Source organism: Actinocorallia aurea, from assembly GCF_054783995.1.
In genome coordinates this window covers 420178-439621 of record NZ_BAAGPQ010000002.1, presented here as the reverse complement: position 1 = coordinate 439621, position 19444 = coordinate 420178, and the positions used below count along the sequence as shown (strand labels likewise).

The following is a 19444-nucleotide window of genomic DNA, read 5'->3' as shown; positions in this document are numbered from 1 at the left end:
CTCTTCGGCCTGCTCCTTTCGAGTACCGCGTACACCGGACGGAGTACTCGCGCGGCGGTGGAGGGGAGTGCTCAGGCGCGAGGGCGCTTTTCGGCGTTGATGCCGAAGTGGACGCCGAGGGCGACCAGGTACATGCTGATCATGATCTCCAGCCAAGGGGAGTTCACCACGCCGGAGCCTGTCGCGGAGTAGAGGACCAGCGAGGCGAGCAGGCTCGCCCACCCGCCGAGGAGGCCGAGGGAGAGCGCGGGGGAGCGTTCGACCGACCAGGTGGCGCCGCCGATGACCAGGGTGCCGGCGATCGCCACGGAGATCAGGGTGGCGTCGATGACGAGAGGCGCTCCCTCGGCGTGAACGATGCCGAGGTGGGCGATCGGCTGGACGGCCGTGGTGATGAGGAAGAACAGGCTGCCGACCGTGGGCCGGAACGGGCGCGGGCGGGAGGCGAAGAGCCTGGCCGCGGTCCCCAGCGCTCCGACGTACATCAGGAGGCGTGCGGCTCCGACGGCGAACGTCGCCGGGTAGTGGTCGCTCTCCGTGTAGTCGTAGGTCAGCCAGCCCGCGTCGAGCACGGCGTAGGCGATGACGAGTCCGGCCCCGGCGACGCGTGTGCGCTCAGCGACGAGCAGGCCCGCCGCGGCCAGCAGCGCGACGAACCCGGGGACGATGAAGGACACGTTCGCGGCGTCGAGGCCGTAGGAATCCTGCAGGACGTAGGAGACGAGGTACAGGACGCCGCCGAACACGGCGATGAGGCCGCTGTCGCGCGTCCGCGGGGAGGGCCGCCACTCCGTGCGCGCCGCGCGTTTGCCGGCGGGCTGCGAGGGCCCTTCCGCCTTGCCGTCCATCGTTGCTCCCGCCCGTCGGTACCGGATCGTCTCCGGGTACCGACGGGCGGCCGCGCGTGCGGGTTCGGTCCGCGCCGTCCCGTCCGGCCGGGACAACGTCCCGTCCGTGTCCCTGCCGCTCCGGCGTCAGGTGCGGGCGGGCTGGGGGCAGTCGCAGGCCGGTGGGGCGGGGGTGGGGGACGGGCCCAGGGGGCGGCCGGCGATCTCCTTGAAGATGCGGGCGGCCGGGGTGGCGTCCGCGAGGGCCTCGGAGGCCAGCAGGACGGCCGCAGCGGTGTAGGTGGAGCGGTCCCCTGGGAAGTGGCGCTGGTGCTCGAACTGCCAGCCGGTCCAGTAGGAGCCGTCCTCGTGGCGCAGGAACTGGATGTCGGCGAAGACGTCGTAGGCGCGGGGGTCTCCTGCGGCGTCCAGGGCCATGACCAGCTCGCACGTCTCGGCGCCGGTCACCCACGGCTGGTCCGACACGCAGCGGCAGCCGAGCCCCGGGGCCATGTAGGTGTCCCAGCCCTTGGCGATCAGCGCGTCGGCGGCCTCGCCGCGCACCGCGCCGCCGAGCACCGGGTAGTACCAGTCCATCGACCAGCGGGACTTGTCGGCGAACAGCTCCGGGTGGTGGGCGATGGCGTGGCCGAGCCGGTCGGCGGCCAGCTCCCACTCCGGCTGCGGCTCGCCCAGCCGCTCGCCGAGCGCCACCGCGCAGCGCAGCGCCTGGTAGATCGACGAGCAGCCCGTCAGCAGCGACTCGGCGCCGGTCGAGCCGTCCTCCCAGCGGATCCACTTGACGTCGCCGAGCGGCGTCTGGAGGCCGACGACGAAGTCGATCGCGGCGCGGACCGTCGGCCACATGGACCTGACGTAGTCCTCGTCGCCGGTGACGAGGAGCTCGTGCCACATGCCGACCGCGATGTAGGCGGCGTGGTTGGACTCGCCCCCGGTGTCGGTGACCTGCTCGTCCTCCCACTTGGCGGGCCAGGAGCCGTCCGGCCTCTGCTCGCCCGCCAGCCAGGCGTAAGCGCGCCGCGCCTCCGCGCCGAACCCGGACGCCGAGAGGGCCATCGCCGCCTCGATGTGGTTCCAGGCGTCGACCTTCCCGGCCGGGTAGCCGTCGAAGGAGGAGTACCAAGGGATGGCCCCCGAGGGGTACTGCTGACGGACGATGGAAAGGGCCGTCGCCTTGACCTGCTCGGGGGTGAGGATGACGTCAGCCCGCATAGGACGGCTTGGTCAGGTAGACGACGACGCTCTTGCCGATGACCGGGTTGAGCACCTTCTCCGCCAGACGGGTCGCCAGGGGCTGCTTCATGATGTCCCACACCAGGACCTGGTGGTAGGCCTTCACCGCGGGGTTGTCGTTGTTCTCCAGGCCCGCCGCGCACTTGAGCCACCAGTAGGCCGAGTGCAGCCCGTGCGCGTGGTGGTGCCCGTCGATGCGGAAGCCGATGGACTTGAGCTTGGCTTCCAGCTCGGCGCGCGTGTAGATGCGCACGTGGCCGCCGGGGGCGGTGTGGTAGTCCTCCGACAGCGCCCAGCAGATCCGCTCGGGCAGCCACGACGGCACCGTGACGGCGACCTGGCCGCCCGGCTTGAGGACGCGGAACAGCTCCCGCATCGCCTTCATGTCGTCGGGGATGTGCTCCATCACCTCGGCGGCGACGATCTTGTCGAAGGTGTCGTCCCCGAAGGGGAGCGCGAGCGCGTCGCCTTCGACGGTCTCGGCGGAGGCGCCTTCGGGGGCCTGCCCCTCCAGCTCCATCGCGCCGAACATCGTCTGGACGCTCTTCAGCTCCTCGGCGTCCATGTCGAACGCCGTCACGGCGGCGCCTCGGCGGTACAGCTCGAAAGCGTGCCGTCCGCCGCCGCAGCCCATGTCGAGGACGCGCTCCCCCAGGGCGATGGGGAACCGCTGGAAGTCAACGGTAAGCAGTGGGGGCTCCTTCCACCTGCGGATCGGGGCAGATCCGCGAACGTAGGGTCAGCGTGCGGATGCGATCGCTGCCCGGTAGTGCTCGACGGTCGCCTTGGCGACCGCGGACCAGGTGTAGCGCTCCTGGACGCGCAGGTATCCGGCCTCGCCCACGCGCGCCCGCTCGTCGGGGGAGTCGTGCAGCCGACGCAGGGCGGCGGCGAGTTCCTCGACGTCGCCGGGCGGCACCAGGACGGCGGCGTCGCCGACGACCTCGGGCAGCGCCCCGGCGGCGCTGGCGACCAGCGGGGTGCCGGAGGCCATGTGCTCCACGGCGGGCAGGGAGAAGCCCTCGTAGCGGGACGGGACGACGGCGATCTCGGCGGAGGCCAGGAGGTCGCCGAGTTCCTCGTCGGAGACGCCGGAGACGAACCGGACCTTGTCGCCGAGGGCGAGTTCCTTGACGAGCTTCTCGGTGGGGCCGTCCTTCTGCGGGCGGCTGACCACGACGAGGTGCACGTCGCGCTCGGTGGCGAGCTTGGCGACGGCGCGCAGGAGCACGTCGACGCCCTTGAGGGGCGAGTCGGCGCTGGCCATCGCGACGATCCGGCCGGCGACGCGCTCCTCGCGGGGCCCGCGCGGGTGGAAGATCGAGGTGTCGACGCCCAGCGGCAGCACGTGGATCTTCGCCGGGTCGGTCTTGAAGTCGGCGGCGATGTCGCGCTTGGAGGAGCTGGAGACGGTGAGGACCCGGCCGATCCTGGACGAGACGTAGGCCTGCATCCGGACGAAGCCGTACCAGCGCATCTTGCCGAGGTACTGCTTGACGCCGGCCCAGCCGCCGACCTTGCGGGCGGCCTCCAGTTCGATCTTGCGGTCCTGGCTGATCGGGTGGTGGATGCTGGTGACGAACGGCAGGATCTTGGGGATGCCGAGGTTGCCGAGGCCGAGCACCTGGTTGTCGTGCACGATGTCGAAGTCGCGGCGGCGCTTCTTGAGGGCGCGCAGGACCCGGAGGCTGAACGTCAGCGGCTCGGGGAAGCCGCCGGTGCGCATGTGCGCGAACTCCAGGACGTCGATCCAGTCGCGGAACTCGCCGAGGGCGGGGTTCCGGAACGGGTTCTCGTCGTTGTAGAGGTCGAGGCTGGGGATCTTGGTGAGGGTGATCGACTCGCGGTCGAGGACGGGGTACGGCTGTCCGGAGAAGACCTCGACGGTGTGGCCGAGGTCGACCAGTTCGCGGCTCAGGTGCCGCAGGTAGACGCCCTGTCCTCCACAGTGGGGCTTGCTCCGGTAGGAAAGCAGTGCAATCCGCAGCGGCTTCTCAGCGCTCACGCCCACCTCTTCATCATCGCGCCCGGATCAATCCAGTGTTGTACGGAGTGTCTGACTCTAGCCCGAACATGTTACCGATGGGTTCCTTGCACTTCTATGGTGAAAGGCGGGCCACCTTGGGGTGACCCGCCTTATTTGAGGGTATTCGCCCGGGTATTAGGGTTCTCAGCCGCGCCTGGGCGTGGGCGTGAACCGGACCGGGATCTCCTTGAACCCGTTGACGAAGTTCGACCGCATCCGGCGCACCTCGCCCGCCTGCTCGATGTCCGGCAGGCGCTCGGCCAGGGCGCCGAACAGGACGGTCAGGTTCATCCGGGCCAGGTGGGTGCCGAGGCAGTAGTGCGGGCCGCCGCCGCCGAACCCGATGTGCGGGTTCAGGCCGCGCCCGATGTCGAAGGCGAACGGGTTCTCGAAGTGCTCCTCGTCCCGGTTGCCCGACGGGTAGAACATGACGACCTTGTCGCCCGCCTTGATCTTCTTGCCCCGCAGCTCGACGTCCTGGGTCGCGGTCCGCCGGAACAGGTTCAGCGGGCTGGTCCAGCGCACGATCTCGTCGGCCGCCGACGCGATCAGCGACGGGTCCTCCTTGAGCCGCGCCCACTGGTCGGGGTGCTCGAAGAACGCCACGATGCCGCCGGCCGTCGCCGTCCGGGTCGTCTCGTTCCCGGCGATGGTGAGCATCAGGATGAAGAGGTTGAACTCGTCGTCGGTGAGCAGGTTGCCGTTCTCGTCCGGCTGCAGGAGCTTGGTGGCGATGTCGTCCCGCGGTTCGGCCTTGCGCTGCTCGGCGATGTTCTGGGCGTACATGTAGATCTCGGCGGCGGCGGCCTGGGCGACCTCGGGGGTGGCCTGGAGCTCGGGGTCGTCGTAGCCGACCAGCATGTTCGACTTCTCGAAGAGGAAGTCGGCGTCCTCGATCGGCGCGCCCATCAGCTCGCAGATGGTCTGCAGCGGCAGCGGCGCGGCGATCTGCCGGACGAACTCGGCCTCGCCGGTCTCGCAGACGTCGTCGATCAGCCGGTGGGTGATCTCCTCGATGTGCGAGCGCAGCTTGTTGATCATGCGCGGGGTGAAGCCGCGGTTGACGTAGGACCGCTGCCGCGTGTGCTTGGGCGGGTCCATGAACAGCATCATCTGCTGCTGGAGGGCGAGGTCCTCGTCGGTCATCTCCTGGAACATCGACGTGCGGATCGCCGCCGAGAACAGGTCGGGGTTGCGCGAGACGTGGATGATGTCGTCGAGCTTGGTGATCGCCCAGAAGCCGGGGACGTTCGGGTCCGGGTCGTAGTGCCAGTGCACCGGGTCGTGGTGGCGCAGCCACGTCCACTGCTCGTGCGGGGTCCCGCTCTGCTCGTACTGGTCGAGCGCGATGATGTCGATCTTCGGAATCTCGGGTGCGGACATGCGGACTCCTCGAAGGGTGGGCGTCGGTTTCAGGAGTGGGCTTGCGGTCGCTCAGCCGAGCTTGGGGAACGGGGTGATGAAGCCCCCGTCGGGGACGCGGAGCGCGCCGGCGAGCCCCTCGGGCGTCCAGGCGGCCCCGTCCGGGGCGGTGGCGACCTCGGCGACGGTCGGCGGGACCAGGGCGGCGACGTGGCCGCCGTAGACCATGAACACCTGGCCGTTGACGGAGTCGGCGGCGGGCGAGGCCAGGTAGGCCACGAGCGGGGACACGTGCGCGGGGGACAGCGGGTCCGGGCCGTCCTCGGGGGCGGCGCCGAAGACCGCGGTCGTCATGTCGGTGCGGGCCCGGGGGCAGATCGCGTTGGTGCGGACGCCGAGGCGGCCGGCCGCGAGCGCCGTCGAGAGGGTGAGCGCGGTGATGCCGCCCTTGGCCGCCGCGTAGTTGGGCTGGCCTGGTGCGCCGATCATGAACGCCTCGGACGAGGTGTTGATGATGCGCCCGTAAACGGGCCCGCCCTGGGCCTTGGAGAGGCCGCGCCAGTGGACGACGGCGTGGCGCGACGTCACGAAGTGGCCCTTGAGGTGGACGCGGACGACCGAGTCGAACTCCTCCTCGGACATGTTGAAGATCATCCGGTCCCGGGTGAACCCGGCGTTGTTGACCAGGATGTCGAGCGAGCCGTACGCGGCGAGGGCCGCCTTGACCAGGCCCTCGCCGGTGTTCCAGTCGGCGACGTCGCCCGCGTGCACGACGGCCTCTCCGCCGCCGTCGCGGATCTCCTCGGCGACCGCGTCGAGCGCGGCACTGGGCAGGTCGTTCAGGACGAGCCGGGCGCCTTCGCCGGCCAGGGCGAGGGCTTCGGCGCGGCCGAGGCCGCGGGCCGCGCCGGTGACGATCGCGGCGCGCCCGTCCAGGCGGGTGTCGGCGGCGGCAGGGGTGTCGCTCATGAACGCTCCGGATGATCTAACGCTTGCTTGGTTTGTGTCCAGTCAACGGTGAGACGCCAGTCTCGTCAAGGGTCTCACTCGGGTGCGGCGTGTGTCCCACGCCACAGATCGGGGTGGTGGTCGCGGACGGTCAGGGGGCGAGCGCGTATCGCAGAGGAGCCTGCCCGCCCGCGCGCCGGGCCAAGCCCCGCACTTCCAGGACGCGCAGATGCGCCGCGGTCTCGCCGGTGGCCAGATGGCGGCTGACGGCCGGCATCGTGTCCCACGGGTAACTCCAATGGCACCGCGAGGTCAGGGCCCACAGCGTCTGCGGCTCGGGCGTCAGGAGGCCGAGCACCTCGCTCAGCCGCTCCTCGTGGTGCTCGATGATCTCCTTCGAGCGGCGGGGGATCCCGCTGAAGGAGTACTGATGGGCGGGCAGCGCGTCTTCGACGCCCATGTCGGCCGTCATGGTGAGCGAGCGCAGGTAGTCGCCCAAGGGGTCGACGTCGGGGAGGTCGTAGGGATAGAGGCCCACATGCGGGGTGATCTCGGGGAGCACGTGGTCGCCCGTGAAGAGCGCGTCACGGTCCTCCAGGTGGAGGCAGATGTGCCCGGGGGAGTGGCCCGGCGTCCACACCGTGCGCAGCGCCCTGCCCGGCAGGTCGATCAGGTCGCCGTGCTCCAGTTCGCGGTCGGGCACCGCGGGCGGGTCGGGCCGGTGGTCGCCGTCGCTGAACGCCGCGCCCTCAGGTTCGCTCGCGCCCGCCCGCACCATCCAGTCGCCGAGCCGCTCGTCGGTCCGCTCCCGCATCAGCCTGATGAGCGCCGCGTCCGCCCGGTGCATCGCGATCCACGCCCCGGACCGCTCCCGGATCCGCCCGGCGAGGCCCGCGTGGTCGGGGTGCATGTGCGTGACCACGACCCCGTACACGTCCTCGATCGAGGCGCCGATCCCGCTGAGCCCTTCCTTGAGCGCCTTCCACGCCTCGGGGTGTTCCCACCCCGCGTCGATGAGCACAGGCCCCTTGGGGCTCTCCAGGACGTACACGATGGTCCGCCCCAGAGGATTGCCCGGAATGGGCACTGGCACGCTCCACAAACCGCCACCGAGATCCGGCATTTCTTCTGGTCGCTCCTTCGTCGCTCCGTGATCGGCCGCTGGGGATCCCGGCGCCGCCGCTCCGGCCCTGGGGGCCGATGGGCGGCGCCGGGGCGCCCGATCACTTCAGTGTGCTTCCTCGTCGAGGCCTGCGGCGCGGGGGCGGGCGGGAGCCTTGGTGGAGGGGACCTTCCGGATCACACGCGCTCGATGATGGTGGCGGTGGAGAGGGCTCCGCCGCAGCACATGGTGACGAGTGCGGTCTCGCCGTCACGGCGCTCCAGTTCGTGGAGGGCCGTGGTGATGAGGCGGGCGCCGGTGGCCCCGACGGGGTGGCCGAGGGCGATGGCGCCGCCGTTGACGTTCACCTTGTCCATGTCCGGCCGGTGCTGGGAGGCCCACGACAGGACGACGGAGGCGAACGCCTCGTTGATCTCGACGAGGTCGATGTCGCCGAGGGACATCCCGGCGGTCTCCAGCACCTTGGCCGTCGACTGCACGGGGCCGTCGAGGTGGTAGTACGGCTCGGCGCCGACCAGGGCCTGGGCGCGGAAGGCCGCGCGCGGGCGCAGGCCGAGGGCGCGGGCCTTCTCCTCGGACATGACGAGCACGGCCGCGGCCCCGTCGGAGATCTGCGAGCTGCTGCCCGCGGTGTGCCGCTTCAGCACGGGCCTGAGCTTGGCGAGGCCCTCAAGGGTGGTCTCGCGCAGACCCTGGTCGCGGGCGACGGTGAGGCGCTCGCCCGTCTCGTTGCCCTCCTTGTCGACCTGGGGCACGTCGTGCAGCGGCACGATCTCGCGGTCGAACCGGGAGTCCGCCCACGCCTTGGCGGCGAGCTGCTGCGAGCGCAGGCCGAACGCGTCGAGGTCCTCGCGGGTGAGGTCGCGCCGGTCGGCGATCCGCTCGGCGGCCTCGAACTGGTTCGGCAGGTCGAGGTCCCAGTCCGGCGGGCGCGGGTTGGCCGGCAGCACGTTGGAGCCGAGCGGGGCGCGGCTCATCACCTCCACGCCGCAGCCGATCGCGACGTCCACGATGCCCGCCTGGACGAGCGCGGCGGCGAGGTGCACGCTCTGCTGGGCGCTGCCGCACTGCGCGTCGATGGTGGTGACGCCGGTCTGCCAGGGCAGGCCCGCGTACAGCCACGCCTGGCGGCCGACGTGCCCGCCCTGCTCACCGGACTGCGTGACGCAGCCCGCGAAGACCTGGCCGACCTCGGCGGGGTCGATGCCCGCCCGCTCGACCAGGGCCTTCAGGGTGCGGCCCAGCACCTCCTGGGCCTTGACGCCCGCGAGCCAGCCGCCCCGCCTGCCCTGCGCGGTCCGCACCGCCTCGACTATGACCGGTCGTCCCATGCCCGCTCCTCCCGAATAAGGTTCGGGGCTAACTGTAACGTGTTCTAGTTTGGCGCGTCGAGGGTCACCTTGAGGGAGTGGTAGGTCGGCACGAGTACGCCGCGCGCGGCACGGCGGGAGACGACCCGGTAAGGGCGGCCCGTCTCGGTGAGCGCCTGGAGCATCCGCGTCACCTGGGTGCGGGCCACCGCCGCCCCGAGGCACAGGTGCCGTCCCGCGCCGAACCACAACTGCCGCGTCTCGGCCACGTACTCGCGCGTGACGTCGAAGGCCCCGGCCCCGTTGTTCGCCCTGTGCGTGAGCACGATGACGCGCTCGCCTTCGCGGATCAGCCTCCCCTCGACCGTCACGTCCTTGGCCACGTGCCTGCCAATGAGGGGCGCGGGAGTGGCGACCCGCAGGCCCTCGCGCACGGCGTTGGGCATGAGGTCGGGCCTGGTCAGGAGTGTGCGGAGCTGCCCTGTGTCGTGCAGTAGCGCAACGGTGCGAGACGTGCCCGACGCGCCGGTCTCGGTGCCCGCGACGGCGAGGAGGGTGGCCAGCCCGCGGGTGAGGTCGAGGCTGAAGCCGAGGGCGCGGCAGCGGCCCAGGATCGTGTCGGGTCCCGCCGAGGCGTACGCCTGCGGGACGGCCCGGGTCAGCTCGGCCGCGATCCGCGACGCCTCCGCGACCTTCGCCTCGGGAAGGTCGGTCGAGGAGGTGGTGCCGAGGGCGAGCGCGGCGAGCCGCTCGCCCAGGGAGAACAGGTTCTCATACGGCGAGTCTTCCGGGCCCAGGCGAAGCCCCAAGAGGTCGGCCACCAGGCGTCCGGCAAGGACGCGGGTCGCCACGGCCACGTCAACGGTCTCGCCCTCGCGCAGCCTGTCGGCGAGCCGCCTGTAGTGCTCGCCCTGCGCCCGCTCGACGAGTTCGGCCGCGGCCTGCTCGGTGAACAGGTCCCGCGCCGCGGCCCGCACCCGGGTGTGCGCGGCGCCGTCGAACAGCCCTGCCATCTCCGAGCCGAACAGCTGGCTCCACATGTGCCCGACGCCGCCCTCGCCCGCCATGGTGAAGCCGCCGTGGTCCTTGAGGACCCTGCGCGCTATGAGGGGGTCGGTCACCAGCCAGCCCAGCCGGGGCACCTTGGTGATCCGGCCCGCGAGCCGCGAGCCCCTCAGCAGGGCGTAGAGCCAGGGATTGCCCTGGCGCAGCAGGCGCGCCTCGTACCGGTCCATTGCGTTCTCCGTCCGTTGTCCCCGTGCGATGATGCCGCGAACAAAGCTGGTCAAAGTAGGTACTAACCCCCAAAGCACTTGAGTACGGGAACGCATGGGCGCGCGCGTCACGAGGGGACAGGCTGGACGCATGAGAGCACGGATCGCGGGGGTCGCGGCTTACCTGCCCGACCACACGGTGTCCAGCGCGGAGGTGGAGTCCCGGATCGGGCCCTACCGGCCGCATCCGACCATCGTCGAGCGGATGACCGGCATCCGCTCCCGGCACGTCATGCGCGCCGACCAGCAGGCCTCCGACCTCGCCGTGGAGGCCGCGGGCAAGCTCCTGGCCGACTCCGGCGACGAGCCCGACCTCCTGCTGTTCGGGTCGGCCTCCCAGGACCTCATCGAGCCCGCCACCGCGCACATCGCCGCCGCCAAGCTCGGTCTGACGTGCCCGGTCTTCGACGTCAAGAACGCCTGTAACAGCTTCCTCAACGCGATGCAGGTCGGCGACGCGCTCATCCGCACCGGCCAGTACCGCAGGGTCCTGGTGTGCAGCGGGGAGAGCCCTTCGCGGGCCGTCCGCTGGAGCGTGCGCGACCGGGCCCAGTTCGTCGACTCCTTCGCCGGCTACACGCTGTCCGACGCGGGCGCGGCGATGCTCCTGGAGGCCGCGCCCACCGGGCTGTTCGGCTTCGAGTTCGCCGCGGTCTCCGCCAAATGGCAGGTCGGCACCCTTCCCGCCGGAGGGTCGATGCATCCGCGCGACCCCGAGTACACCTACTTCTCCGGCGACGGGCGCAGGCTCAAGGACGCGTTCCTCGGACAGGGCCCAGGGCTCTGGCTCGACGCCCTGGACAAGAACGGGCTCACGTGGGACGACTTCAAGGTCGTCCTCGTCCACCAGGTCACCCTTCCCTACCTGGAGACGCTGCGGAGCATCCTCGGCATCCCGGCCGACAAGCTCGTCGTCACCCTTCCCGAGCACGGGAACGTCGCGTCGGCCACGCTGCCCCTGCAGCTCGCCCAGGCCGTCGCCGAAGGGCGGCTCACGCCCGGGGACAAGGTCGCGTTCGTGGGGCTGGCCGGGGGCGTCAGCCTCGGCGTCGCCTTCGCCGAGTGGTCCTGAAAGGGGCGCGCGTGAACCTCTGGGTCGTCATCCCCGCCTACAACGAGGCGCGGTCCATCGGCGCGACCCTCGCCCGGCTCGCCCAGCAGACCGACCGGGACTTCACCGTCCTGGTCGTCGACAACGGCAGCACCGACGGGACCGCCGAGGTCGTCCGGGGCTTCCCCGGCGTCCGGCTCGTCGCCGAACCCGAGAAGGGCACGGGCTCGGCCGCCGACACCGGGTTCCGCCACGCGATCCTCGGCGGCGCGACCCACATCGCCCGCACCGACGCCGACTGCCTGCCCGACGACGCCTGGATCGCCGCGGTGCGGGCCGCGTTCGCCGCGGGCCTGGAGATGGCCAGCGGCCCGCTGCGGCCCCGCACCGACGAGTTCCGGCTCCGCCTGTGGGAGCGCAGGCTGCTGCCCGCCGTCGTCTCGATCGCCGCGACGTTCGGCAGGTTCCGGCCCGGCAACCGCGACCCGGAGTACCTCGGCCCTTACCTGATGATGCCGGGCTGCAACATGGCCATCACCGCGGCCCTGTACGAGAAGGCCGGCGGCTTCCCCCGCACCAGGATCGAGGACGTCCACGAGGACAGGGCGCTGGTCAACCGCGTCCGGAAGATCACCCGCGCGTACGGGCTGCGCAAGGACATGACCGTCTACGGCTCCGTAAGGCGGCTGCGCGCCTACGGCCTCGCCGGAACCCTCGCCTGGTACGCCGACCACCGCTACCAGCCCACCACCGCGGACGGTCGGCCGAACGTGGACATCAGATGAGCCCGGCGAGGGCGAAGGACTGGGAGCGGCGGCTCTACATGAGCGCCCACCCCTTCGCCTACCCGCTCCTGCGCGCGCTGGCCCGGCTCGGAGACGTCGTGCGGGTGCCCGGCCTCGGGGTCGTGGTCAACGACGCCGCCACGGCCCGCGACGTCCTGCTGGACGGGGAGACCTTCCGCAAGGACGGGCCGGGCTCGCCCGGCGACCTGTGGACGCCGATCCTCGGGCCGTCGGTCCTGCTGAACATGGAGGGCGAGGCGCACCGGGCCCTTCGCCGCAAGCTGGCCGAGCTGTTCACGCCGTCGTCCACGTCCGCGCTCTGCGCCCGCGTACTCGAAGCACCCCTGCGGGACCTGTCTTCACGCCTGGACAAGGGCGAGGAGGTGGACCTCGTGGACGTCATGCGGGTGATGGCCGGAGGCGTCATCTGCGAGGTGATCGGGCTGCCCGACATCGACGAGCACGCCTGCCGCGAGATGTTCGAGGCGGGCGAGCGGATCGTGTCGATGGTGAGCCTCGGCACCCGCACCCTGTCGCCCGCCCGGATCGCGGTCGCGCGCGAGGTGCTCGACCCCATCGGCGACGTCGCCGCCCGCGCCTTCCGGAACGGGGACGAGACGACCGTCATGGGCCGGATGCGGGCCCTCGGCCTGTCGGAGGGCGAGGCGCGCGGCGCGGCCGGCGCGTTCTTCCTCACCGGCACCGAGACCGTCGCCACGCTGGTCCCGCGCCTCGTCGCGCTGCTGCACGACCACGGCGAGCTCGGCCGCGTCGCCGCCGACCCGGCGCTGCTCGACCCGGCGATCGACGAGGCCATGCGGGTCACCACGCCGACCCCGGTCATGCTGCGCAGCGTGCACGCGGCAGCCGTGCTGGGCCGGACCGGGACGGCCGGAGCGGTCCGGGTGAGACCGGGCGACCGGGTCCTCATCGCCACCCACACGTGCTGCCGCGCCCTCGGCCCCTTCGCCTTGGACGGCGACCCTGCCAAGGCCGCCCTGCGCAGGCTCTGGTTCGGGGCCGGCCCCCACTTCTGCCTCGGCTACCCGCTCGCACACGCGGAGATCAGGGCCGTCATGCGGGCCCTGCTCGACCACGCGCCTCTGGAGATCGTCTCCCGGCGCGCCGCGCGAGGCGTCCTCATCCCGACGTACGCCTCGCTCAAGGTGCGCCGCGCAGGCGCCCCGTGAACGCTTCCGGCGGGATCGGGAGAGAACAAGATGACGCCCGGGACGGGCGCTTTACCGAGGGGTGAGAGTTGAGCCTTGTCAGGCAGGTGCTGGAACGGGCCGAGGAGCACCCTTCCCGGACGGCCCTCATCGCCGGGGACGGCACGGCACTGACCTACGGCGACCTCCGGCGGCGTGTCCTCGCCGTCCGCGACGGGTTCGTCAGGGAAGGGCTCGCGGAGGGCGACGGGGTCCTGTTCTCGGTACGCCCGTCGCCGGAGTCGCTCGTCCTGGCGCTCGGGGTGGTGGCCGCGGGCGGCGTCGTCGTCTTCGCCGACCCGGGGGCGGGCCCGGAGATGTTCGAGGCCCGGCTGCGGCTCGCCGCGCCGCGCTGGTCGGCCGCCGAGTCCCTGCTGTACGCCGCGAGCCGGATCGGCCCCGTGCGGGCCTACGCGCGCCGCAGGGGCCTCCTGCTGCCGCGCCTGGCCGGACTGTCCCTGAGGCACGTCTACAGCGGCCGGTGGCTGCCGGGGGTGCCGCGCGGGGCGGCGTCCCTGGACGCCTGGGCCCGCTCGCGCCCGTCCGAGGCCCCGGTCAGGCAGGCCGCTCCGGGCGACCCGGCCGTGGTGATCTTCACTTCCGGGACGACGTCCGCGCCGCGCGCCGTCGTGCACACCGAGGCGTCCCTGGCCTCCGGCCTCGACCTGTTCCGCGCGCGGGTGCCGCTGGCCGCCGGCGACACCGTGCACACCGACCAGCTCATGCTGGGCCTGCCCACGCTGGTCGCCGGCGCCTGCTGGTCGATGCCGCCGCTCGGCTGCCCGCCGGAGCGGTTCCGCGCCCAGCTCGCCGAGCGCGGGGCCACGCACACCTTCTGCGTGCCGGTCCACCTCGCCGAGGTGCTCGACGCGGCCCCCGGGCCGCTGCCGGACACGCTGCGGCACGTGCTGCTCGGCGCGGCGCCCGCGCCCGCCGGGATCCTGCGCCGCGCCGCGGCCGCCGCGCCGCACGCCGAGATCCTCTCGGTGTACGCGATGACCGAGATCGTCCCTGTGGCGATCGCCTCCGCGGCCGAGAAGCTCGCGCACGCCGAGGCGGCCAAGGGCGGTGACCTTCTCGGCGAGCCGCTCCCGGGGGTGACGGCGCGCATCGCGCCCGACGGCGAACTGCTGCTCTCCGGACCGAACCTCTGCAAGGGCTACCTGGGCGAGGAGGACCACACGGAACTCGCGACGGGTGATCTGGCCAGGTCAGAGGGGGAAAGGCTGGTTCTGATGGGAAGGAAGAAGGACATGGTGATCCGGGGGAAGTTCAATCTTTATCCAGGGCTTTACGAGCCCGCCGTGATGGCCCTCGACGGCGTCCGCGAGGCGGCCTTCGTCGGGTGCGCCGACGCCGAGACGGGCGATGAGGAGGTCGTCCTCGTCGTCACCGGAGACGTGGAGCCGGATGAGCTCGCGGTGCGTCTGAAGGGCGTTCTGGACGCGGGGGCGTGGCCCGACCGGATCGTGAGGGTGGAGGAGTTGCCCTACGGGGGACGGGGCCGCAAACTCGACCGGAATGTTCTGAGAGGAATGGTTTCGCCAGGGGAGAGTTGATGAGGGTTGCTGTGACCGGCGCGTCCGGATTCGTAGGCGGCGCCGTGTGCCGCGCGCTCGTCGCCCGGGGCGCCAGGGTCCAGGCCTACGGCCGCCGGGCCGCGGTGCGGCCCGAGCACGTGGCCGGCGCCCGCTACCGGTCCTGGGACCTCACCCGGGGGCCGCTCGAATCGGCGCCCGCCGTCGACGCCGTCGTGCACTGCGGGGGCAGCGTCACCGACTGGGGGCCGGTGAAGGAGTTCTTCGCCGTCAACCTCGACGGCACCCGGCACGCCCTCGGCAGCTTCCCCGGCGCGCGCTTCGTCCACGTGAGCACGGCGAGCGTCTACGACCCCTATCTGCCGACCGTCATGGCGGCCGAGCACCAGGCCCCCGTCCGCCGCTACATGAACGGCTACGGGGCGTCCAAGGCCGCCGCCGAGAGGGCGGTGCTGAAATCGGGCGTGGAGAGCGTCATCCTCCGCCCGCACGCCGTCTACGGACCCGGCGACACCACCCTTCTGCCGCGCGTGGAGGCCTCGGTACGCGGTCCGTGGCTGGTCGCGGTGGGCAGCGGAAGGCAGCGGATCAGCCTGACGAGCGTGGGCAACCTCGTGCAGGCCTGCGTCCTGGCCTGCGAGCGGGACGCGACAGGGGTGTTCAACGTGACGGACGCCGAGCCCGTCGTCCTCGACGACGCCCTCGCCCTCATCCTCGCCGAGCGGGGCATCGAGGCCGAGCGCGTCTACCTGCCCGCGGGACCGGCGCTGCGCCTCGCCGCGGTCTCCGAGGGGCTGCACCTGCTGGCGGGGGCCAGGAAGGCGCCGCGGCTCACCAGGTACGCGCTCGGGCACCTCGCGGTGGAGCGGACCCTGGACATCACCGCGGCGCGGACCCGCCTGGGCTTCCAGCCGCAGCCGACGTCCTTCGCGGGCGCCTACTCCTGGTAGCGGGCGGGGCCGGCGGATCAGGAGGTCGCGGCGCCGTCGGCGGGCTCGCCTTCGGCGTCCTCGGGCAGGTCCTCCAGCAGGTCGTCGAACTCGCCGTCCTTGACGCCGAGCACGAAGGCCTCCCACTCGCCTTCGGTGAAGTACAGGCGGGGGCCGTCGGGCTCCGCCGCGTTGCTCATCACGATGGCCTGGGTGCCCGGCAGGAAGATCTTGTTGTCCTTGCGCATCTCGTCCGGGACGTCCTCGGACGGGATGAACTCGATGATGACGCCGTCTTCTTCGTCGCCGTACAACTCTTTGCGGTACTCGGTCATGCCCTCAGCGTAGTCGCCGGGCAGGGGCCGGGGGAGGCTGATTCCGGCTACTGCGCGCGATCCGTCCCGGGCCGCCGGGCGGCGGCTCAGAAGCCTGCTCAGAAGCCGGCCAGGAGCCTTTCGGCGGCCACGTCTAGGCGGCCGTGCGTCTCCTCCGGGGTGGCGTGGCCCCGCAGGATCTCGATCATCTCCATCACCCACACGCTGTTCAGCGCGCCGACGAGCGTGCGCTGCTCCTCGGTGGCCTCGCCCTCGGACGCGACGCGCAGCAGCATCCCCGTCATCCGGGAGCCGAAGTTGGTCTTGACGTCCGACAGCAGCAGGGAGCGGATGAGCGCGTCGGCCAGTTCCGGCTCGCGCATGAGGCCGCGGGTGGCGCGCATGAGCAGCTCGACCGCGCGCGAGGCGGGCGTGGACGAGCCCGGCGGGCGGCGCTCCATGCTGCCTTCGAGGAGGTCCATCTCCTCGCTGACGACGGCCACCACGAGGTCCATCTTGGACGGGAAGTAGCGGTAGAGCGTGCCGAGGGCGACCCCCGCGCGCTCGGCGACCGTGCGCATCTGCATCGCCTCGACCCCGCCGCGCGAGGCGAGCGCGGCGGCGGCCTGCACGATGCGCTTGCGGCGCAGGTGCTGGCTGCGCGCCCGAGTGGGCGCCGGAGCCGGATCGGTAGTCACAGCCGCTCATTCTAGGGGCACTCGCGAGAACCTGTTATCCCCCGAGATGCCCGGCTCCGGCCCGCTCTACCTACGTTTATGCGGCCCGATCTGCGCTATGGACAGAAACTAGAATCTGTTCTAGTTTCGTCGTGATCTGGTGGACGAAGGGGGTCTTTTGAACACCGTCACCGCCTTGCTCGCCGCCCGGAGCGCCGAGGACGCGCCCGGCCTCACGTTCGAAGGACGCACCTGGACGTGGCGTGAGCTGGCCGGAGAGTGCGCGGTCCGCGCGCACTGGCTGCGCGGGCTCCGCGCGGCCGATCCGGCGCGGCCCCTCCATCTCGGCGTGCTGCTCGACAACGTGCCCGAGATGCTGTTCCTGTTGGGCGGCGCCGCGCTGTCGGGAACCGTGCTCGTCGCGCTCAACACGACCCGCCCGCCCGACCGCCTCGCGGTCGACGCCGAGCGGTCGGACTGTGACCTGATTCTCACCGAGCCCCGGCATCTGGAGGCCGCGCGGACACTCGGAAAGGAGGCCGGACTGGAGGTCGTCGACCACGAGGACGCCTCCTACGCCGCCGCGCTCGCGCCCCACCTCGGGCGGCCCGCTCCGGACGTCCCCGCGGACCCGGGCACGCTGCTCATGCTGATCTTCACCTCCGGGACGTCCGGGGATCCGCGCGCCGTCCGCATCACCCACCGCAAGGTGGTGGTCCCCGGGGAGAACCTCGCCGGACGCCTCGTGAACGCCGCCGACGTGGTCTACAGCCCGATGCCGCTCTTCCACAGCGGCGCGATCATGGCAGCCTTCGCGCCGGCCCTGGCCGCCGGAGCCCACCTCGTGCTGCGGCGGCGCTTCTCGGCCTCCGGGCTGCTGCCGGACCTGCGCGAGCACGGCGTCACCTACATGCATTACGTAGGCAAGGCCCTGTCTTACGCCCTCATGGCGACCCCCGAGAAGGTCGACAACCCTCTGCGGTTCGCCTTCGGCAACGAGGCGGCCCCCGCCGAGCAGGCGGCCTTCGCCGAACGGTACGGCTGCCACGTCATCGACGCGTACGGCTCCACCGAGACGGCGATCACCTTCAGCCCCGACCCCTTCGGACCGCCCAACTCCCTCGGGAAACTCGGCGAAGGGGTCGTCATCCTCGACGCCGTGACGGGCGAGCCGTGCCCACCCGGCGTCACCGGCGAACTCGTGGCCACCGGCATGGGCCTCTTCGACGGCTACTACCGGGACGACGCCCCCGAGCAGACCCGCCAAGGCATGTTCTGGAGCGGAGACCACGCCTACGCCGACGAGAACGGCTACGTCTTCTTCGTCGGACGCTCCCTCGACAGGCTGCGCGTGGACGGGGAGAACTTCGGCGCCGCCGAAGTGGAACGCGCCCTCGGCGAGCTGCCTTCCCCCTTCGCCGTCTATGGCGTCCCCGACACCGCGTCCGGCGACCAGGTGATGCTCGCCGTGACCGGAGAGTTCGACCCCGCGGCCTTCGCCGTGCTGGCCGGTCGGCTCAACCCCAAATGGGTGCCCCGGTTCGTCCGGGTCTGCCGGGAGCTTCCGCTCACCGCCTCCAACAAGATCCTCAAGCGTTCGCTCGCCGCCGAGGCGTGGCTGACCGCAGACCCGGTCTGGTACCGGTCCGGCCGCGGCACCGCCTACCGGCCGCTCACCCCCGACGACGTGACGGACCTGCGCGCGGAGTTCGCGCGGACCGGCCGCATTCATCTCCTGGAAGGGCGCTGATGAACTTCGACCTCGACGACGACCAGAAGGAACTGAGGTCGCTAGCGACCGACCTGCTGGCCAAGGAGGCGACCCCCGAACGGCTGGAGTCCTTCGAGCGTTCGGGCGAGCCCTACGACGCCGCGCTGTGGGCCTCCCTCGTGCAGACCGGCCTGGTCGGCGCGGTGCTGCCCGAGGCGGTGGGCGGCGCGGGCCTGGGCGCGGTGGAGTACACCGTGATCCTGCGCGAGATCGGCAGGGCGGTCGCCCCCGTCCCCGCGCTCGCCGTCCTCACCGCGGGCGCGGTCGTCGCCGCGCACGGCGACGACGCCCAGGTGGCCGCGCTCGCCCCGGTCGCCGAAGGCGCGAAGCTCCTCACCTTCGCACCTCGCACGCGCGGAGAGATCACCCTTGGCGACGACGGACGTCTGACGGGCGTAGCCGTCTACGTGCCTTACGCGGCGCAGGCCGAGCGGATCCTTGTCCCCGTCGGGGACGACGCGTACCTCGTCAACACCTCGGACGCCGTCCTCACCGCGCAGCCTTCGGCCACCTCCGAGCCGCTCTCCCGCGTCGAGCTGAACGGCGCCCCCGGCGAGAAGGTCGGCTCCGGAGCGGGCACCGCCCTGCGCCGGTACGCCTCGCTCGGCGCGGTCGCCCTGGTCTCCGGCGTCATCGACGGCGCCCTGAAGCTGACGACCGAGTATGTCAAGACCCGCGAGCAGTTCGACCGCAAGCTCGCCGAGTTCCAGGCCGTCACCATGCAGGTCGGCGACGTCTACATCGCCCGGACCGCCCTCGACGTCGCCGTGTGGGCCGCGGCCTGGCGGCTCGCGCACGGCCGCCCCGACGTCGACGAGGTGCTCGCCATCGCGGCGGCCAACGCCGCCGACCCCGTGGCCAAGGCCCTGTACACCTGCCAGCACCTGCACGGCGGCATCGGCCTCGACGTCACCTACCCGCTGCACCGCTACTTCGCCGAGGGCAAGCACCGGGCGCACTTCCTGGGCGGCGCCGAGGCGGCCCTCGACGCACTCGGCGCGCACCTCCGGCACCCCGCGGAGAAGCCCGGCCCGACCCCGCAGGGCG

At 71.9% G+C, this 19444-nt stretch carries 17 protein-coding genes and 1 pseudogene; 7 read left to right on the top strand and 11 right to left on the bottom strand.

The window, feature by feature from the left end; all coding sequences use genetic code 11:
- Positions 1 to 71 precede the first annotated feature (71 nt).
- The 9 genes from ACYVOM_RS02260 to ACYVOM_RS02220 all read right to left on the bottom strand — a co-directional run bounded on the left by ACYVOM_RS02260 (position 72) and on the right by ACYVOM_RS02220 (position 10085).
- Positions 72 to 848: a hypothetical protein gene (locus ACYVOM_RS02260; RefSeq protein WP_460301494.1), complete on the bottom strand. Its 777-nt coding sequence runs from the start codon at positions 846 to 848 to the stop codon at positions 72 to 74.
- A 126-nt stretch (positions 849 to 974) separates the two neighbouring features.
- The gene (locus ACYVOM_RS02255) at positions 975 to 2060 is read right to left on the bottom strand and encodes a prenyltransferase (RefSeq protein WP_460301493.1); all 1086 of its coding nucleotides are present in this window, start codon (positions 2058 to 2060) and stop codon (positions 975 to 977) included.
- Entirely contained in the window at positions 2050 to 2772 is a 723-nt protein-coding gene (locus ACYVOM_RS02250; RefSeq protein ID WP_460302331.1) for a class I SAM-dependent methyltransferase, read from the bottom strand. The genes ACYVOM_RS02255 and ACYVOM_RS02250 overlap by 11 nt, the downstream gene beginning before the upstream one ends.
- A 48-nt stretch (positions 2773 to 2820) precedes the next feature.
- Positions 2821 to 4086, bottom strand: a complete 1266-nt coding sequence (locus tag ACYVOM_RS02245; protein ID WP_460301492.1) for a glycosyltransferase family 4 protein — start codon at positions 4084 to 4086, stop codon at positions 2821 to 2823.
- A gap of 165 nt (positions 4087 to 4251) precedes the next feature.
- Positions 4252 to 5490, bottom strand: a complete 1239-nt coding sequence (locus tag ACYVOM_RS02240) for a cytochrome P450 (protein WP_460301491.1) — start codon at positions 5488 to 5490, stop codon at positions 4252 to 4254.
- Between the two features lie 51 nt (positions 5491 to 5541).
- Entirely contained in the window at positions 5542 to 6438 is an 897-nt protein-coding gene (locus tag ACYVOM_RS02235; protein WP_460301490.1) for an SDR family NAD(P)-dependent oxidoreductase, read from the bottom strand.
- A gap of 130 nt (positions 6439 to 6568) precedes the next feature.
- The gene (locus ACYVOM_RS02230) at positions 6569 to 7510 is read right to left on the bottom strand and encodes an MBL fold metallo-hydrolase (RefSeq protein ID WP_460301489.1); all 942 of its coding nucleotides are present in this window, start codon (positions 7508 to 7510) and stop codon (positions 6569 to 6571) included.
- Between the two features lie 206 nt (positions 7511 to 7716).
- Positions 7717 to 8871 carry a steroid 3-ketoacyl-CoA thiolase gene (locus ACYVOM_RS02225; protein ID WP_460301488.1) on the bottom strand — a complete coding sequence of 385 codons (1155 nt, stop codon included), beginning with the start codon at positions 8869 to 8871 and terminating at the stop codon, positions 7717 to 7719.
- Positions 8872 to 8915: 44 nt separating this feature from the next.
- Positions 8916 to 10085 (bottom strand): cytochrome P450, encoded by a 1170-nt coding sequence (locus ACYVOM_RS02220; protein WP_460301487.1) that lies wholly within the window; start codon positions 10083 to 10085, stop codon positions 8916 to 8918.
- 130 nt (positions 10086 to 10215) lie between these two features.
- Between ACYVOM_RS02220 and ACYVOM_RS02215 the strand changes: the two genes are divergently transcribed.
- The 5 genes from ACYVOM_RS02215 (at position 10216) to ACYVOM_RS02195 (ending at position 15656) form a co-directional block, all read left to right on the top strand.
- Positions 10216 to 11196: a 3-oxoacyl-ACP synthase III family protein gene (locus ACYVOM_RS02215; RefSeq protein WP_460301486.1), complete on the top strand. Its 981-nt coding sequence runs from the start codon at positions 10216 to 10218 to the stop codon at positions 11194 to 11196.
- An 11-nt stretch (positions 11197 to 11207) separates the two neighbouring features.
- Entirely contained in the window at positions 11208 to 11960 is a 753-nt protein-coding gene (locus ACYVOM_RS02210; RefSeq protein ID WP_460301485.1) for a glycosyltransferase family 2 protein, read from the top strand.
- Positions 11957 to 13150 (top strand): cytochrome P450, encoded by a 1194-nt coding sequence (locus ACYVOM_RS02205; protein ID WP_460301484.1) that lies wholly within the window; start codon positions 11957 to 11959, stop codon positions 13148 to 13150. Before ACYVOM_RS02210 ends, ACYVOM_RS02205 begins: the two co-directional genes overlap by 4 nt.
- A gap of 68 nt (positions 13151 to 13218) precedes the next feature.
- Positions 13219 to 14727, top strand: a complete 1509-nt coding sequence (locus ACYVOM_RS02200; protein ID WP_460301483.1) for a class I adenylate-forming enzyme family protein — start codon at positions 13219 to 13221, stop codon at positions 14725 to 14727.
- Positions 14727 to 15656 (top strand): NAD-dependent epimerase/dehydratase family protein, encoded by a 930-nt coding sequence (locus ACYVOM_RS02195; protein WP_460301482.1) that lies wholly within the window; start codon positions 14727 to 14729, stop codon positions 15654 to 15656. Before ACYVOM_RS02200 ends, ACYVOM_RS02195 begins: the two co-directional genes overlap by 1 nt.
- 17 nt (positions 15657 to 15673) lie before the next feature.
- Here ACYVOM_RS02195 and ACYVOM_RS02190 read toward each other — a convergent pair whose 3' ends face one another.
- Complete coding sequence (locus ACYVOM_RS02190) at positions 15674 to 15970, bottom strand: DUF397 domain-containing protein (protein ID WP_460301481.1); 297 nt, start codon at positions 15968 to 15970, stop codon at positions 15674 to 15676.
- Between the two features lie 98 nt (positions 15971 to 16068).
- A complete protein-coding gene (locus ACYVOM_RS02185) occupies positions 16069 to 16647 on the bottom strand; it encodes a TetR family transcriptional regulator (RefSeq protein WP_460301480.1) in 579 nt (192 codons plus the stop codon).
- 157 nt (positions 16648 to 16804) lie between these two features.
- On the opposite strand from ACYVOM_RS02185, the gene ACYVOM_RS02180 reads away from it, so the two are divergent.
- Together ACYVOM_RS02180 and ACYVOM_RS02175 are read left to right on the top strand one after the other, a co-directional pair.
- Positions 16805 to 18376, top strand: coding sequence for an AMP-binding protein (locus tag ACYVOM_RS02180; protein WP_460301479.1), 1572 nt, complete (start codon positions 16805 to 16807; stop codon positions 18374 to 18376).
- Positions 18376 to 19374, top strand: a pseudogene (locus tag ACYVOM_RS02175) (acyl-CoA dehydrogenase family protein); the annotation flags it as partial. The gene ACYVOM_RS02180 and the pseudogene ACYVOM_RS02175, both read left to right, overlap by 1 nt.
- Positions 19375 to 19444 lie beyond the last annotated feature (70 nt).